Here is a 15,666-nt window from a genome sequence, read left to right on the forward strand (position 1 = left end):
TTAGCTTATTCTTTACGTTTCATACTTTTTTGCTATCCTATTCTAGCACAAAGTCACGCAGGCTGAAATCAGCACGCGTGACTTTAAAGAAACTCAGCCATTTTGTTTTATTTGGTCCAGCGTATTCTGATCTGTAGAGCGTACGAGCTTCACAATCAACTCTTTTGCTGCTGCGTAATCATCCACGTGAATGATGGACGAGGAAGTATGAATGTATCGGGAGCATATTCCGACGACAGCAGAAGGGACTCCATTATTAGACATGTGGACCCTGCCGGCATCCGTTCCACCTTGGGAAATAAAGTATTGATACGGAATATCGTTCGTTTCCGCTGTATCCAAAATGAAATCTCGCATACCTTTATGAGTAATCATTGTCCGGTCGAAAATACGGAGAAGCGCCCCTTTACCAAGTTGACCGAATTCCTTCTTATCTCCGCTCATATCGTTTGCAGGAGAAGCATCCAGCGCATAGAAAATATCCGGATTGATCATATTGGCAGCAACTTGAGCTCCCCTCAGACCGACTTCTTCCTGGACCGTAGCGCCAGAGTATAATTTGTTTGGAAGCTTTTCCCCCTGCAGTTCTTTTAACAGCTCAATGGACAAACCACATCCGTACCGGTTATCCCATGCTTTCGCCATGATCTTCTTCTCATTAGCCATAGGAGTAAAAGGACAGATCGGTACAATCGGCTGGCCCGGTTTGATGCCGATTTTCTCCGCGTCTTCCCTGTCATCCGCACCGATGTCGATCATCATATTTTTCACTTCCATCGGCCGCTTCCTTTGTTCCGGCGTGAGATTGTGAGGAGGAATGGAGCCGATAACTCCGACTACCGGTCCCTTGTCGGTAATGATTTGGACACGCTGTGCCAGCATTACCTGGTTCCACCAACCTCCGAGCGTCTGGATCCGAAGCATCCCGTTACCCGTGATTTGAGTTACCATGAATCCTACTTCATCCATATGACCTGCAACCATTACGGACGGGCCTTCGCCTTCTTTGACACCAAAAACGCCGCCCAAGTTGTCCTGAACGATAGAATCTGAATATTTACCCAGCTCCTCCTTCATAAATGAACGTACAAGATGTTCGTTCCCCGGTGCACCAGGGAGCTCTGTCAATGTCTTAAAAAGAGTGCGTGTTTCTTGATTCATATGTACCTCTCCTTTTTATCCTTCTGCTCTTATTTTACCGGAATTTTGAAACCGTTTCTACAAATCCGCCACAGGAGCATAGTTTTGTTTTACTTTTATCGGGAATATTTAGTATACTGGGTAGCAGAAATCAGTTATGAGGTGATTAACAAATGAACTGGAAAAAAGTTGCAATAGCTGCCGGTGTAGGAGCATTGGCTGGCTACGTAATCAAAGAACAAGTAAGCAATAGTCAAGGTGTCACACCAGAGAAAGCTTTGAAAATCGCCAAGGAAGCATTTAAGAAACAGGGACCTATCAGTGGTTCATGGGTGTACATGCAGCCGGAAGAACTGAACAAAAACGGCATCCACTATGATGTGTACCGTGGAGGTATCGCAAAGAACAAAGACGGCGAAACATCGCAGTTTGAGTTCTACATCGATACGGAAACCGGTACGATCGTAGATGTCGCAGAAACTACTGCTTAATCCAGTGAAGACCTTCGGCCGTCAGGCGGAAGGTCTTTTTTCTACTTTTGGTATTCATGCCTGCTCTTCTTCTCTACTTCCTCGGTTACTTTCCCTTCTTCGTCGAAACGCAGTGCACGATAAATGGCATCATGATAAAAGATATACCACGCTTGTTTCCCATATCCATACTTCATCCACTTCTCTTTCTCATGAACAGAGGTCACCGGGTAATCGTCATAGGCGAGCGCCCACAACACGTTTTGGTGTGCATGCGTCGGCATAAGGTCTGCCATATGCAGAAAACATACTTCCCCCTCTTCATAAAGGAGGATGGAGTGTCCGTCACTATGCCCACTCGTATGGATGAACCGGAGACCCGGAACGATTTCCAGCTCCTTCTCAAATGTATGTACCAAATGCTGGACTGGTTCCCAATTCGCTTCCCAATACGTATTTTTGGAGCGCATGTTCGGATTCCGCATTTCCTCCCATTCCACTTCACTCGTATAAATAACCGCATTCGGGAACGTGGGGACTAGTTCTTCTTTCTCCCAAGAGGTAAGCCCACAGGCATGATCAAAGTGCAGGTGTGTCATCAGAACTACGTCTATGTCACCGCAAGTGAGGCCCATTTCCTCTAATGAGCTCCGGATGTTTGATTCCTGAAATACACCATAATTTCGTTTTTGTTTATCCGTAAGCTTTCCCTTACCGATACCGGAATCAATCAACATCCGCTTACCGTCGATTTCCAACAAAATCGGGTCGGTCCTCAATTCAATCTGATTGTTTTCGTTCACGGGATACTTGCGACTCCACAAAGGCTTCGGTACTACACCAAACATTGCGCCGCCGTCCATATGGGTGACGCCGCCGTCGAGCCACGTCAATTTAGCACGGCCGATTTCCATCGTTTCCATCCAACACCCCTCCAACTATAAAGATAGCTCTAGTCTATCATATAGACCAGAGCTATTGTAAACGGTATCAACCGAGGAATCTAGCCGTGCATCTGTAAATAGGCTGTCCTTTGGCTGCAAACTTCTCTTCATATTCTGTTGTCACATTGAGAGGATCTTCATCGGCGTGAAGATCGACGGATACATCTTCCAAAGTCATCCCGAATTCGGAAAAGCTGATCAAGGAATATTCAAACAGCCCTCTATTATCCGTTTTCAACGTCAAACGGCCTTCCTCAACCAACACTTCTTTGTATTGTTCAAGAAACGTATGGAACGTCAGACGACGCTTTTCATGCTTATTCTTCGGCCAAGGGTCAGAGAAGTTCAAATAAATATGATCCACTTCCCCTTTATCGAAAAGTTCCCGCAAATCCTTTGCATTTTCATTAACCATTCGTACATTCGTCGTTTCGGCAGCCAGCACTTTCTTCACTGCACCTACGATGACACTTTTAACGAACTCCAAACCTACGAAGTTTACTTCCGGATGCTGTTTCCCCATTCCGGCAATAAACTGGCCTTTCCCTGATCCTATTTCTAAATGGAGCGGTTGTTCAGGGTTCTGAAACAACTCTTTCCATTTTCCTTTGTTATCAAATGGGTGTTGAACGACAACTTCATCATGTTCTCTGAGAAAGTCGTCCGCCCACGGTTTATTTCTTAAACGCATGTATGGTATTCCTCCTTCTTATCGTTAGTATGGTACCACGAAGAGTGCAAAATTTAAAACTTTTTTATGATTTGCAAGCGAAGACGTGAAAACACGAACATGAGGGAAGAAATAGCAAGAGAAGGGTGCTATTTCCCCTACATGCAGGACCACGTACAGATAGTGCTGTTTATGGAGGATTGGCACGCTTTCATTGTAAACGCTTTCTGATTTATGCTTAATATCGTGTGAGACACTAATAAGCAGGAAGGATGATCAATTCACATGCTTGTAAAAGCGATGGAACTGGCGGTTTTAGCCGCATTCTCTGTACTGTTTGCAGGATACGCACTATTCATTTACCCATTGGAGAAACTAAAAGAAGTTACCAGCTCAGAAGTAAAAGCGAAAAAGCTTAAATATACACCACAAACGACTGAAAAAACCGTTGCCTGAGGCAACGGTTTTTCTTTGTCTGGTATGGATATAAAGAATAAAATCAGCTTGCAAAGACAGGACGTTGTCTCAACAAGCTGTATTCATAGAATTTCATGTTTTTTCATAATCCTTTTCAGTTTATCCAACCGAACCATCGCTTCATCGTATTCCCCGCGCATCTGGTGCCATTGAATAAAGGACAGAGACTGAGATACGGAGTACCATTTCATTCGCTGGTACATATGATCATCCAGTTCTGTACCATAATGCTTCAACCACATGTCCCACTGATCTTCCGGAATGTAGTTGTACAACAGCATGCCAAGATCGAGAGCAGGGTCGGCGACCATAGCGTTGTCCCAATCAATTAAATAAAGACGATCATCCGAAGACAGCAACCAATTGTTATGATTCGTATCACAATGGCATACCACATGCTTATGATATTCCACTTCTTGGACATGTTTGTCTAGGAACCTGATGGCGTGATGAATTTCAATTCTCGGATCGACCTGATCCAACACCTTTTGGTTTTCTTTAAGATCCTTCAAAATTTCTGCAGGGGTCAATGGATGCTTCCCGAGCCTCATCAACATATCCAACATTTCTGAAGAATGATGGATTTTGCTCAGCAATGCGGCAACTCGAGGATGCTTCATTTCTTCCGTCTTCAATTCCCTGCCTTCCAGCCACTCTTGAGCTGTTATGACATCGCCATTCTCCAACCGTTTGGTCCAAACAAGCTTGGGCACAATTCCTTCAGCAGACAACACGGCCAGGAAAGGAGAAGAATTACGTTTCAGAAACAACCGTTTCCCTTCTGTCTGAGCATAATAAGCTTCACCCGTTGAGCCGCCGGCTGGTGTTACGGTCCAATTACTACCAAGTATATGTTCCAACCAATTCACCTTCAATTCCTCAAATCCTCTTGTGATTGAATCACGTCATTGTTTCTGAATCTATTATATCGTACTTTAGTAACGATCCAAAATTAATTTTCATCCGTTTTTGAGCGTGTACCTTAGAATAGATTAACCCATAATTCTGTCTAGTTTCAAGGAATATCTTTTAATCGCCTGCAATCATCGATTTTGATGGCGCTTTCTCAATTGTACAGGTGTACGTTTCACCAGCCTGGCCATCCACTTGAAAAGGCACAGCAGCCCGGGAAGTTATTTTTACTCGTTTAGCCTTGATCAGGTGGACCTCCTTGATTCTTGCATGCCACCCTGTAAAAACGCTGAAAAAGAGCACAGCCAATTTCCTTTTTGATATGGGATCGAGGATCAGCAGCTCAAACTCTCCTTTAGTTAAATCTGCGTGCGGCGCTATCTTCATCCCCCCTCCAAAATATGGATGATTGGCAATCGTCAGCATCATGATCTCCCGCCCCGGGTAAAAGACGCCGTCGATATCCAGGTCTACCTTAATCGGTGCTGAGGTTCTAATCGATGCAAGTAAAGCAGCAGGATAGGTCAGAGAGGAAAACAATCTTCGGTTTCCTTTATTGCGTGATTTTGTTACCCTTCCTGCAATCCTACCGTCAAGTCCGAACCCGATACTATTAAGAAACAAGCGGGTGCCATTTCTTTTTCTCCCATGAAGGTCATAACACCCCAAACGGAGCTGGTGAATTCTGGGACGACGGATCATATTACGGAACAAAGGCAGACCACGCTCCCTTAAGCCCAGCCCTCTTGCAAAATCATTCCCTGTCCCCGCAGGCAGGAAGCAGATCGGAATAGAGGGATAACTGCGCGCTCCGTTTACGACCTCATGTAACGTACCATCTCCACCCAGCACGATGATGGATGATAACGTATCTTGATAGATTTCCGTTACCTGCCTCGCTATACGTTCTGCATGTCCTTCCTCTTGTGTGAAGAAGGCACGGCAATTTTCAGCTTTGTAGGAATGGTCCCTCTGGATCCTCCTATACATCTTGGCCGCTTTCCCTTTCCCGGCAACCGGATTCACGATAATGATATTCATAGGACATTTCTCCTGATTTTTAAGTCGTATAATTATGCAGCTGATTACTATTCTATTATAATATTAATTAGAAAGGAGGAGTTCCAATGGCTAAAGATTGCACGTACTGTGGTACAACAGTCACCATTCCTGACAACGGCGCCTTAATCATTCGAGCCCATTCGGAATTGTCCCGTCGCGGTGTACCCGCTGATGAGGGAGTACATATTATTCCCTACCAAAACAGAGAAAACCTGCAAGACATCCTTGCAGACCTCCTGTCCAAGGGGGTGAAGGAGGAAGAATGGATCCATCTGTCTTCTGGTTCCATGGCTCAAACATTCCCGATCACGATCGAGCACCTCTTTGCGAGGCTTTGTCAACCGGAGCTTGAAAGCTTGATTCATCAAGGTGATTTTGAGGCACACCTCCAGCCGATCCTCAATATGAAGGACAGCAGCATTTTTGGATATGAGGCTCTGCTTAGGACGAAAGGAAGGCAAGTAAATCCCGGCGAACTCTTTGATTACGCTGCACGTTCAGGACTTCAGTCTATGCTGGATCAAAAAGCCCGGCGTGCTGCTGTTCAAGCCAAGGCAGAGCATTTACAGCCAGGGCAGCACATCTTCATCAATTTCCTTCCATCTACTATTTATGTACCAGAATTTTGTTTAAAGCATACTTTTCAAATAGTGGAGGAATTTTCTATCGATCCGGCAGACCTTGTTTTTGAAGTAGTGGAAACAGAAAACATCACGGATGTTCGGCACCTGAAAGGTATTTTGGATACGTACAAATCATCCGGTATGCGTGTAGCTCTCGATGATGTGGGGGCAGGATACAGCACAATAGAAATGCTTTCTCTACTACAACCCGACATCGTGAAAATCGATCGTTCCTACATTAATGGATGTGCCGGGGATCCAATCAAACAACAGTTTTTATTTGAAGTACTGCAGCGTGCGGACAAGCTTGGAATTGACGTGCTTGCGGAAGGAATCGAAACCGTAGAGGAGTGGAACTGGCTGCAGAGCCAGGGAGTCGGGTACGGTCAAGGATTTTACATTGATAAACCGCGTCCAGTTCCGTCAAAAGAACTCATTCTTCCCTAGACTCTTCTTCGTCTACATCCCATTCCGGCCGTTTCACGGAAGATGTGCGGCAATGGTACAGCAGTGCTTCTGCAGCCTTTAGCTGGTCGTGCTTGAATGGTGACGTTGTATTTCTTTTGTCTTCCAGCCACTGTGCGTAGCGTTCTCTACCTATGTAATCTGTTTGGAATGGTTCTTTCACTCCCGAGAACGTCCATTGCGGTGCAAGCACCACTTTTCGAAAAGGAAGATGGATATTATATTTCTTCCAAACACTTTTCACATAGGTTTCCGACCGCCTTAATGACAAAAGCGGGTTCATGATTTTGCGCTGCTTTCCATTCTCTTCGACATACCAAGCTTTTTCAGCACTCGGGTAAACCGTTTCACCCGGAATGGCGGAAAGGTCATAAATCAATTCGACCCCGTGTGGTCCGATCAACAAAGGCTCGATTTCCATCTGAGCCTTTTTGATCGTTACAATCGGTCTGTACATAAGGAGATATGTATCCGGGAGCCGCTGCAAGTAAAACTTCAGCCGCTCATCCTCCCGGTACTCTGGCGCAAGAAAGGATCTCTCCACCAGGGTTTTGGAAGCCCAAGTCAATTGGAGAGAGAATAAACCATCCAAAAACTGCTGCTTCCTTTCTGCCATACTGACGGGACTTTCTTCCACTTCCGGTCTATGGTCTGGTTTTTCTTCTTCTTTTCTCATCCATCGTCTCCAGAAAGGTGAACGCAGTGGTTCCGTGTCTTCCAGAGATGCTGCCTCTATCCCCGTGTCTTTTACATGCAGAAATTCGTGTCTTGCTTTTTCCCACTGCTCTTTCTTTAATTGGATATATTTCGTCGGGTATTGAAAGATGTTTCGCTGGTATCTTGAAATGTAGTCCTGTAATTTAATCAACTGTGCCATAGTTACTCCTTTATCCGTAATGGAATAGCGGCAATACATTCGTATTTCGGCTTCTGTTCCGGATGGATCTTATACACATTTACTCGTTCCACCATCATTTCTAAACGTTCTTGCAAAATGCCCGGTTCTGCTCCCTCTTCCAGCAGCGGTGATTTTCCTTCTGCCTGTTTCTTAGCAAGGGTGATATGCGGATAATACTTGCGGTTTTCATTGGGAAATCCCTGGCTCTTTCCACATTCCTCCACGAGTGATTTCATCTCTTCTAAAGAGGCTGGCAAGGATACTTCTGCATGAAATACCCGCGGCTTTACAGGATTACCGAAAAAACCTGCAGGACCGATTTGAAGAGGAAAAGGAGCCGGCCAATGTCGATGAAGCAAGTCAGAAAGCAAGGATTCTATTCTTTCATCGGAGCATCCTCCAAGAAACTTTAATGTAATATGGAAATCTTCTACCTCCGTCCAGACTTTATACTCCATGTGCTGCTTTAGCTCCTCCTGCATGGATACAAGCTCCTGACGTATAGGTTCACTTACGGGAATTCCGATAAAGTAATGGTTCACCGCTCCTCCTCCATTCTCTTATTTCGTTAGCTCATACAGGCTTGCTGCGTATATTTCCATTGCCCTTACCATATCAGCAATTCGGACATGTTCATCTTTCTGATGGGCAGTATCCGGGCTGTCATGGAACATAGCACCAAACGCGACTGCTGACTCCATCGTACGTGCATAAGTAGCTCCGCCAATCGATTGCACAGACGCTTCTTCACCGGTCACCCGGTTATAAACGGAAAGCAGTGTCGTAACAAAGGGGTGATCCTTCTCCAGGTGAATAGCAGGAAGGTGATCATAAATACGCAATTTCCCTTCGTGCCTCCGAGCAGCTTCTTCCAATTTCCCGACGATTTGCTCATAATTTCCTGTCACCGGGTACCTGAGATTGAATCCAACTTGACATGCTTGACTTTCCCATTGAATAGACCCCAGATTACTGGTCAAGGCACCGGAAGCTTCATCCGACTGGGACACTCCCAGTCCTTCTCCATTTGTTGCATGGAATGTGCTGTGCAGGTAGTCGATCAATTGACGTTGAATTTCCGGCAGCTCTTCCGTCTGCAGAAAAGCCAGGAGACGGATGATGGCATTATTCCCTGTTTCCGGTCTGCTGGCATGGGCAGCTTGTCCATAGAGGGTCAAATGTATTTCGTCCCCGCCCTGCTCTACTTTCCCCTCCAACGTTTGATCTTCCAAATAACGCTGGAACCGATCGGCCACCTCTTCCTCTGCCTTTACGCGCACAACTGCGTCCTCAGGTACCATATTTAATCGGTCGCCTCCTGTCAAGGAGACTATTTTTACAGCAGCACTTGATTCTCCTTCATGCACCGGGATTGTCAAATAAGCATCAAGCAGCCCTTTCTCTGCGTGAATGACAGGAAAAGATGCATCCGGAGTAAAACCTGTTCCGGGCATCTCTTCTTTCTTGAAATAGTGGGTAATTCCCTGCCAATCCCTTTCTTCATCCGTACCGAGAATGAGCCGTATCCGCTTATTTGGTTCAAAGCCTTTATCCTTAAGCATCTTCATGGCGATATAGGCGGCCATGACGGGACCTTTGTCATCCTGGGCTCCCCTGGCGTACAGATTTCCGTCTTTCACTACAGGGTTGAACGGTTCTGTGGACCAGCCTTCTCCGGCAGGAACGACATCCAGATGACCTAATATTCCTATTAACTCTTCCCCTTGCCCGAACTCTATATGACCTGCCTGGCCATCTACTTGTTTTGTCGCAAAACCATCCTGCTCTGCAATTTCCAGCATTTTCTGAAGTGCATCGTTGATCGGTTTTCCATACGGATATTCTTCACTCTCTTCATAGACACTCGGAATAGCCAACAGTTGTTTGGCCTTTTCAATAAACTCCTGCTCGTACGTTTCGCTCCATAATTTGAAATCCATACTTATTCCCCTTTTGTAATGATGTGATTATATGTTTTTTTGTCGCAGACTACATAGAGTTCAGCATCTTCCGGCAGTTCCTGCTCCAGCTTACGGTTAATTGCCAGGTCGTTTCTATCTGCAATCAGGGTTGCCCCTTCATTAAGCAAAGCTTCAAATGCATCGCGGTACTTTTTCCAATTGGAACGGACAGGCACATGAAACAAATCTTCGCCTACAGACCTTCGGAGCAATTGTCCATATATACCCGTGACCCCTTTGCGAAAAGCTGAACGCACAGCGAGAGAAGAAATCATTTCGTTTGACACGATGAACTCATCGACGTCCGCGTGTTTGAAATTAGGGATGTGTTTTTCATCCATCACTTCCACAATGGTATGGACGTGGGTGGATATCGATTCGATGGAAGAAGCGATCAGGAGCGTCTTCCCGTCTGCGGTTTGCTTGTCAGCCTGTTCATCAGCAAAGACAATGACGGCTTTGGCATAAGGAACATTGGCTTTCTGCAGTGTTGCAAGATCCGAAGCGTCCCCTTTTATGTAATGAATGTTCTCCGCGAGAACAGGTGCTGCGTTCAGTTGATCAATGAGGACGATCTCACATATTTCATCCGTATCCAGCATCTCTTTGACGGCATATTTTGCTTTTGAAGACCAACCGATAATGACGAAATGTCCCTTTTCTTTATACACAATATTCCCCTCCAAACGTTTTTTTCTGAAAACAGCAAGGCCGTCGATTATTTTTCCAATAACAATACCGATAAGTCCAATACCGATCACATATAATAGGATAGCGATAAGTCTACCCGCGACAGTCACCGGATAAAAGTCACCGTAACCTACTGTCGTCACCGTTGTCATTACCCACCAGAAACCATCAAATAATGTCGGAAAGGTATCACTTTCCACAAGAACGATTAGAATGGTAGATAAGATAATGAGCAGGGCACTCGCACCAAACAATATGTAATTATTAATATGAACCATTTTCCTAAAGAACTTTCTTAACAGATACATCAAGCTTTCCTCCTATCTTAAATGTTCTGTAAATCCTTGTGAACGAAAGGTTAAGAAACGATTTATCGCTGGAACATTCGCATTTATTGTTGTAAAATGTAAACAAGTTCAGAGATTCACTAGCACCACAAGTTCCATAAAAACGAATAAGGAGTGGTTTTTTGAATCAACCATCATCCCGCATGCTCAACCGTATCAAGGCTGTCTACCTTTACATTAGAGACAGAGGTACAGTTACGACAAATGAGTTAGCAGATGAGTTCGGTATAACCGATCGTACGATGCAAAGAGACCTGAGCGTTTTGGAATACAACGGATTAGTTTCTAGTCCTCACCGTGGAAAGTGGACAATCACTGAAAAGAGAGTTAAAATATCCTGAACATAAAATGACTATATAGATGACACCCGGAAACTGGTTTCCGGGTGTTTTTTTGAATTACTTATTAATTTTGCTTCGTAATGTTCTGCAGATAATGGATCTCTTCCTCTGTCAGCTCCCGGTACTCACCGAGCTCCAGTTCTTCATCGAGAGCAAGTTCCCCCATGCGTATCCGCTTCAAATAAGTCACTTTCTTACCAACGGATTCGAACATCCTTTTCACTTGATGAAATTTCCCCTCCGTAATCGTCAGTTCGATTTCAGAAGTTGGACCGGCTGTGATAATGTTCAACTCGCCGGGTTTCGTATGGTATCCATCATCAAGTAGAACACCTTGGGCGAACTTACGGACATCCTCATCCGTCACTTCCCCTTCTATCACGGCGAAGTACGTTTTCCCTACGTCTTTCTTCGGTGAAGTAAGACGGTGGTTCAAATGCCCATCGTTAGTAATGAGCAAGAGGCCTTCCGTGTCTTTATCCAGGCGACCTACAGGAAACGGATCGAATACTTGATCCTCCGGCTGGAGAATATCGATCACAGTCATATCATGAGCATCTTCCGTAGCCGATATAAGGTCCCCCGGCTTGTTCATCATCAAATAGATGAATTCCCGGTATTCCACAGGCTCTCCCATGACCGTCACCTGGTCTATATCAGGATCGACGTGTGCTTTCGGGCTTTTCTCGGGCTCCCCGTTCACGCGTACATTCGATCCTTTCAAAAGCGCCTTGACCTCTTTTCTCGTTCCGTATCCCATGTTCGCCAGCAATTTATCAATTCTCACGTAAAAACTCCTTCTTACCTGCGTTTTAGAAATTTATCAAGGAAGCGGACTCTGCCCCCAAGAATTCGTTCGAGCAATGTTGTTTTATAAGCCATCCACAAATATGCGATACCACCGATGCCTATACTGAAGAGTAAGACGATCATCGCATGCAGTCTGTTTTCCGTAGGATCAAGAAACAGACTGAACAGCCATTTCACAGCGATCACCACGAAAGCCATAAGCACTGTTAAAATCAGCACCAGCAGCGTCCGTTTAAACAGCTGACGAAAGTCGAATTCTATCGTCGTGAAGATACGCCAGAAGTTTAGAACGACAGCGGCAGCAACGCCGATGCCTGTTGCTACGATGGCACCTTTTGCGCCCATTAGCTGGATGAGCCACCAGTTTAAGGCGATTTTCAGCATAATGCCTGTTCCAAGACTGACGACCGCGAAATTCTGCTTATTAATTCCCTGCAGAATGGATGAAGTGACCGTGTAAAGTGCCAGGAACAGTCCAACAGGAGCATACCAGCGAAGCAAGTCTCCGCGATAGGTAACCTCATCAACGCCGTAAAATGTTCCGTATGCTTCCAATGCTACGACGGAAAGCCCGACAACAGCAGGGATGATCAACAAAGCGACGATCTGTAATGCCTGATTGATCTGATGATTTAACCGGTTCATTTCATTTTTAGTAAACGCCTGGGTGATGGCGGGCAAGAGAGCAAGGGACAAGCCAAGACCAAGCGTCACCGGAATCATGATCAGCTTATGACTAAGGAAGTTTATTATAGAGAATGCATTATTGTATGCTTCTCCAGAAGCCCGGATCGCCTTCTCCATCGTAAACTGGTCGACTAGCTGATAAAGTGGTGTCGCGATACCGACAAGAATAAACGGTCCCGCATAACTAAATAATTCTTTGAACATTTCTTTATTGGACAAGCCGCTTGTGTACTCCTGCGCTTCCAGCTGGCGGTCCAAATACGGCTTACGCTTCCTCCAGTAGAGATACAGCACAAGGCAGGACGCAAGACCACCAATGAATGCAGCGAAAGTAGCGAAGCCGACGGCTCTAGGCATCGGACCCTGCATCAGCTGCATAATAACAAAGACAGAGCCGAGCAGGAAGACAATCCGTACAATCTGCTCGACCACCTGTGATACGGCCGTCGGTGCCATGGATTCATATCCTTGGAAGAACCCTCTGGTAATACTCATCGGTGGAATGACTAACAGAGCAAAACTGACCATTTGAATGACCATAGTAGCCTGGCCAAGTCTCTCTGACTCTTCTCCGATGGTCCATACAGCGACTTGTTCAGCCGAGAAGAACAACATGAGGAAAGCCAGGACACCGGTAATGGACATAAGCGTCATTCCGGCTTTCAGCATTCTTCTTCCCGTTTCATAATCACCTAACGAATTGTATTTAGAAACAAATTTAGAAACGGCGACAGGAACGCCCATACTTGATAAACTAAGAAGGATACTGTAAGGGACATAAGCGATGGAAAACAAGTCGGTCCCTTCCGTACCTACCATATTTTCAAACGGGACGGTATAGATCATACCAAGAAACTTCGATAAGAATGTTCCTGCTGTCAACAAAATGGTACCTTTAAGAATCTTCGACATAATTACCTTTTCACCTTCAATTTTATTGTAGAATCGACCTCATCTATTTTATCATAGATAATGGACAAACAAGGAATGATTGAACAAAAGAAAGGAAGACATTCATGAGTTATCAAGTTACCGTCATCGGCGGAGGACCATCTGGGCTGATGGCGGCTATCGCTGCAGCTGAACAGGGTGTGAAAACACTTTTGATCGATAAGGGAAGAAAACTGGGCACGAAGCTTGCTATATCCGGAGGAGGACGCTGTAATGTTACGAACCGGCTTCCGGAAGAAGAAGTGATTAAGCATATTCCGGGAAATGGAAAATTCTTATACAGTCCTTTTTCCGTCTTTAACAATCACGATATCATCGATTTTTTTGAAGGCTTAGGAGTAGCATTAAAAGAAGAAGATCACGGACGGATGTTTCCTGTAAGTAATAAAGCCAAGGATGTCGTCCAGGCATTATTGAACAGATTGGACGAGTTGGGCGTGGAAGTACGTAAAGAAACACCTGTGGAGGCCATCCATTATGGGGAAGAATCTCATCAAGTTCTTTTGAAATCCAAAGAAAAGATTGAAACAAAGGGACTGATCCTTGCTGTAGGTGGAAAAGCTGTCCCGCATACCGGTTCCACAGGGGACGGATACGCATGGGCGAAGAAAGCCGGCCACACCATTACGACTCTGTTCCCGACCGAAGTCCCTTTACTATCCAAGGATGCTTTTATTAAATCAAAAACACTTCAAGGATTGTCGCTAAGAGACCCGGCCGTCTCCGTTCTCAATAGCAAAGGAAAGAACATCGTTACTCACAAAATGGATATGCTCTTTACCCATTTCGGCATTTCCGGGCCGGCAGTTCTTAGGTGCTCCCAATATGTAGTCAAAGAATTAATGAAAGGGAACAAATCCGTTACGGTTGAAATTGACGCGCTCCCGGAAGAAAAAGAAGAACAAATCATTCAACAGCTTCAGAAGGAAACGAAAGATCAGGCAAAGAAAACCTTCCGAAATGTTGTAAAAGGGATGGTACCGGAGCGATTCCTTGATTATGTTATGGCTCAGGCGGACATCTCTCAAGAAGAAAAAGCCGCAAATATATCGAACCAGCAGCTTCGTTCCTTTGTCGGGTTGCTGAAGCATTTTCAAGTAAATGTTTATGATTCCCAGCCATTAGAGAAGGCATTTGTTACAGGTGGTGGAGTATCCATTAAAGAAATTGTCCCTAACACGATGCAGTCCAAACTTATGCATGGTTTGTATTTCTGCGGGGAAATCTTAGATATCCACGGCTATACAGGGGGATACAACATAACGTCTGCAATGGTTACAGGCCGTGTAGCGGGCATGCACGCCGCCTGGGAAGCAATGGGTTCATAAAAAATCGCGGAAAGGCACTATAAGCCTTTCCGCGATTTTCTTTGATTATATTCTTTTTCACGGCCTAATTCCTTATTGATAAGCTCCTGCATACCATCCCTGTCCTCTTTCTCAACCACAGGGTCACGTTCATCCCAATCTACTATATAGACGATATAGAATCTGCGTATTCTTCTGAAATATACCGTTGAGTTTGGAAATCGATCAAAGTAGCCGCGAACCATCTTTCTTCCGGAATAGCTCCATCTTACTAAATTGATAATTACCCCTCCGAACGTACATTCTCATCCAGAATTATACCGCGTTTCTGCGAGGTCATCAACCGTCACCAAATAAATACTAATCCCATGTATGCAAAAAGCACACCACTAACCAAATAGAGATACCCGTAAGCCTTTAATCGATCAAGCCTTGTTGTTACTCCAAATACACCAAGAATACACAACCAAATCGTTATAACAATAAATAGAAGGTGCTGCGATTCACTTATTGATTTTTGTTGTGAGAGAAGATAAAAACCGATGGGGATGAGAACCAATGCCCATAAATACTTCCAATTCCAATAGGTATTTCTTTTCCGCTCTAATTGTACCACTGGTCACACTCCCTGTTCTTCCATTATTTTTTTCCTTTATTGTACCACATATATCCAACGTTTCTAGTCCATGCAGGATGGGAGGTTATCAATGACGGTAGAATGAAAGCATATTACAGGAATTATGAAAATAGCAAACAAAAAAAGTTTGCAACAGAAATACTGCTGCAAACTTTTAAGTGATGTGGCGACGTCCTACTCTCACGGGGATCTACCCGACTACCATCGGCGCTGAAGAGCTTAACTGCTGTGTTCGGCATGGGAACAGGTGTGACCTCTTCGCCTTCACCACCAC

17 protein-coding genes and 1 rRNA gene are annotated in these 15,666 nt (G+C 44.9%); 5 read left to right on the plus strand and 13 right to left on the minus strand.

The genetic code is table 11. The features are described from left to right. Positions 1-93 precede the first annotated feature (93 nt). Entirely contained in the window at positions 94-1,161 is a 1,068-nt protein-coding gene (locus D479_RS07620) for a M42 family metallopeptidase (protein ID WP_008635461.1), read from the minus strand. Between the two features lie 152 nt (positions 1,162-1,313). Between D479_RS07620 and D479_RS07625 the strand changes: the two genes are divergently transcribed. Beyond that, positions 1,314-1,631: a PepSY domain-containing protein gene (locus tag D479_RS07625; RefSeq protein ID WP_008635462.1), complete on the plus strand. Its 318-nt coding sequence runs from the start codon at positions 1,314-1,316 to the stop codon at positions 1,629-1,631. Positions 1,632-1,672: 41 nt separating this feature from the next. Here D479_RS07625 and D479_RS07630 read toward each other — a convergent pair whose 3' ends face one another. Both D479_RS07630 and trmB read right to left on the minus strand, forming a co-directional pair. Further along, positions 1,673-2,533 (minus strand): MBL fold metallo-hydrolase, encoded by an 861-nt coding sequence (locus D479_RS07630; protein ID WP_008635465.1) that lies wholly within the window; start codon positions 2,531-2,533, stop codon positions 1,673-1,675. A gap of 67 nt (positions 2,534-2,600) precedes the next feature. Beyond that, positions 2,601-3,245, minus strand: a complete 645-nt coding sequence (gene trmB / locus D479_RS07635; RefSeq protein WP_008635467.1) for a tRNA (guanosine(46)-N7)-methyltransferase TrmB — start codon at positions 3,243-3,245, stop codon at positions 2,601-2,603. Positions 3,246-3,509: 264 nt separating this feature from the next. Between trmB and D479_RS20680 the strand changes: the two genes are divergently transcribed. Next, positions 3,510-3,680 (plus strand): hypothetical protein, encoded by a 171-nt coding sequence (locus D479_RS20680; RefSeq protein ID WP_008635471.1) that lies wholly within the window; start codon positions 3,510-3,512, stop codon positions 3,678-3,680. A gap of 83 nt (positions 3,681-3,763) precedes the next feature. Here D479_RS20680 and D479_RS07640 read toward each other — a convergent pair whose 3' ends face one another. After that, positions 3,764-4,570 carry a phosphotransferase family protein gene (locus D479_RS07640; protein ID WP_026577080.1) on the minus strand — a complete coding sequence of 269 codons (807 nt, stop codon included), beginning with the start codon at positions 4,568-4,570 and terminating at the stop codon, positions 3,764-3,766. 160 nt (positions 4,571-4,730) lie between these two features. Continuing rightward, entirely contained in the window at positions 4,731-5,654 is a 924-nt protein-coding gene (locus tag D479_RS07645) for a diacylglycerol kinase family protein (protein WP_008635481.1), read from the minus strand. Positions 5,655-5,740: 86 nt separating this feature from the next. Between D479_RS07645 and D479_RS07650 the strand changes: the two genes are divergently transcribed. Then, positions 5,741-6,745, plus strand: coding sequence for an EAL domain-containing protein (locus D479_RS07650; protein ID WP_008635483.1), 1,005 nt, complete (start codon positions 5,741-5,743; stop codon positions 6,743-6,745). Here the strand turns inward: D479_RS07650 and D479_RS07655 are convergent. Genes D479_RS07655 through D479_RS07670 form a run of 4 tightly spaced genes read right to left on the minus strand, consistent with a single transcriptional unit; the run spans position 6,732 to position 10,620 of the window. Then, entirely contained in the window at positions 6,732-7,640 is a 909-nt protein-coding gene (locus tag D479_RS07655; RefSeq protein ID WP_008635485.1) for a nuclease-related domain-containing protein, read from the minus strand. The genes D479_RS07650 and D479_RS07655 overlap by 14 nt on opposite strands. A 2-nt stretch (positions 7,641-7,642) precedes the next feature. After that, positions 7,643-8,203, minus strand: coding sequence for an RNA 2',3'-cyclic phosphodiesterase (thpR, locus tag D479_RS07660; protein ID WP_008635487.1), 561 nt, complete (start codon positions 8,201-8,203; stop codon positions 7,643-7,645). A gap of 18 nt (positions 8,204-8,221) precedes the next feature. Beyond that, positions 8,222-9,601: a dipeptidase PepV gene (gene pepV / locus D479_RS07665; RefSeq protein WP_008635489.1), complete on the minus strand. Its 1,380-nt coding sequence runs from the start codon at positions 9,599-9,601 to the stop codon at positions 8,222-8,224. Between the two features lie 2 nt (positions 9,602-9,603). Next, positions 9,604-10,620 (minus strand): potassium channel family protein, encoded by a 1,017-nt coding sequence (locus D479_RS07670; RefSeq protein ID WP_008635491.1) that lies wholly within the window; start codon positions 10,618-10,620, stop codon positions 9,604-9,606. Positions 10,621-10,781: 161 nt separating this feature from the next. On the opposite strand from D479_RS07670, the gene D479_RS07675 reads away from it, so the two are divergent. Continuing rightward, positions 10,782-11,000 (plus strand): DeoR family transcriptional regulator, encoded by a 219-nt coding sequence (locus D479_RS07675; protein ID WP_008635493.1) that lies wholly within the window; start codon positions 10,782-10,784, stop codon positions 10,998-11,000. A gap of 64 nt (positions 11,001-11,064) precedes the next feature. Here the strand turns inward: D479_RS07675 and D479_RS07680 are convergent, their stop codons facing one another. Together D479_RS07680 and D479_RS07685 are read right to left on the minus strand one after the other, a co-directional pair. Beyond that, a complete protein-coding gene (locus tag D479_RS07680; RefSeq protein ID WP_008635495.1) occupies positions 11,065-11,787 on the minus strand; it encodes a pseudouridine synthase in 723 nt (240 codons plus the stop codon). 14 nt (positions 11,788-11,801) lie between these two features. Next, entirely contained in the window at positions 11,802-13,409 is a 1,608-nt protein-coding gene (locus D479_RS07685) for a polysaccharide biosynthesis protein (RefSeq protein ID WP_008635502.1), read from the minus strand. Positions 13,410-13,513: 104 nt separating this feature from the next. Between D479_RS07685 and D479_RS07690 the strand changes: the two genes are divergently transcribed. Further along, positions 13,514-14,776, plus strand: a complete 1,263-nt coding sequence (locus D479_RS07690) for an NAD(P)/FAD-dependent oxidoreductase (protein WP_008635503.1) — start codon at positions 13,514-13,516, stop codon at positions 14,774-14,776. 325 nt (positions 14,777-15,101) lie between these two features. On the opposite strand, the gene D479_RS07700 is transcribed toward D479_RS07690, so the two are convergent. After that, positions 15,102-15,371 carry a hypothetical protein gene (locus D479_RS07700; protein WP_008635505.1) on the minus strand — a complete coding sequence of 90 codons (270 nt, stop codon included), beginning with the start codon at positions 15,369-15,371 and terminating at the stop codon, positions 15,102-15,104. Positions 15,372-15,553: 182 nt separating this feature from the next. Further along, a 5S ribosomal RNA gene (gene rrf, locus D479_RS07705) occupies positions 15,554-15,666 on the minus strand.

Origin of the sequence: Halobacillus sp. BAB-2008 (assembly GCF_000328325.1) — a bacterium.
GTDB lineage: Bacteria > Bacillota > Bacilli > Bacillales > Halobacillaceae > Halobacillus.

What these genes read in the sequence shown, in the direction of transcription:
- trmB (WP_008635467.1), bottom strand. Translation starts at nt 3,245, where the DNA reads ATGCGTTTAAGAAATAAACCGTGGGCGGACGACTTTCTCAGAGAACAT.
- pepV (WP_008635489.1), bottom strand. Translation starts at nt 9,601, where the DNA reads ATGGATTTCAAATTATGGAGCGAAACGTACGAGCAGGAGTTTATTGAA.
- D479_RS07655 (WP_008635485.1), bottom strand. Translation starts at nt 7,640, where the DNA reads ATGGCACAGTTGATTAAATTACAGGACTACATTTCAAGATACCAGCGA.
- D479_RS20680 (WP_008635471.1), top strand. Translation starts at nt 3,510, where the DNA reads ATGCTTGTAAAAGCGATGGAACTGGCGGTTTTAGCCGCATTCTCTGTA.
- D479_RS07685 (WP_008635502.1), bottom strand. Translation starts at nt 13,409, where the DNA reads ATGTCGAAGATTCTTAAAGGTACCATTTTGTTGACAGCAGGAACATTC.
- D479_RS07645 (WP_008635481.1), bottom strand. Translation starts at nt 5,654, where the DNA reads ATGAATATCATTATCGTGAATCCGGTTGCCGGGAAAGGGAAAGCGGCC.
- D479_RS07670 (WP_008635491.1), bottom strand. Translation starts at nt 10,620, where the DNA reads ATGTATCTGTTAAGAAAGTTCTTTAGGAAAATGGTTCATATTAATAAT.
- D479_RS07630 (WP_008635465.1), bottom strand. Translation starts at nt 2,533, where the DNA reads ATGGAAACGATGGAAATCGGCCGTGCTAAATTGACGTGGCTCGACGGC.
- D479_RS07650 (WP_008635483.1), top strand. Translation starts at nt 5,741, where the DNA reads ATGGCTAAAGATTGCACGTACTGTGGTACAACAGTCACCATTCCTGAC.
- D479_RS07625 (WP_008635462.1), top strand. Translation starts at nt 1,314, where the DNA reads ATGAACTGGAAAAAAGTTGCAATAGCTGCCGGTGTAGGAGCATTGGCT.
- D479_RS07620 (WP_008635461.1), bottom strand. Translation starts at nt 1,161, where the DNA reads ATGAATCAAGAAACACGCACTCTTTTTAAGACATTGACAGAGCTCCCT.
- D479_RS07690 (WP_008635503.1), top strand. Translation starts at nt 13,514, where the DNA reads ATGAGTTATCAAGTTACCGTCATCGGCGGAGGACCATCTGGGCTGATG.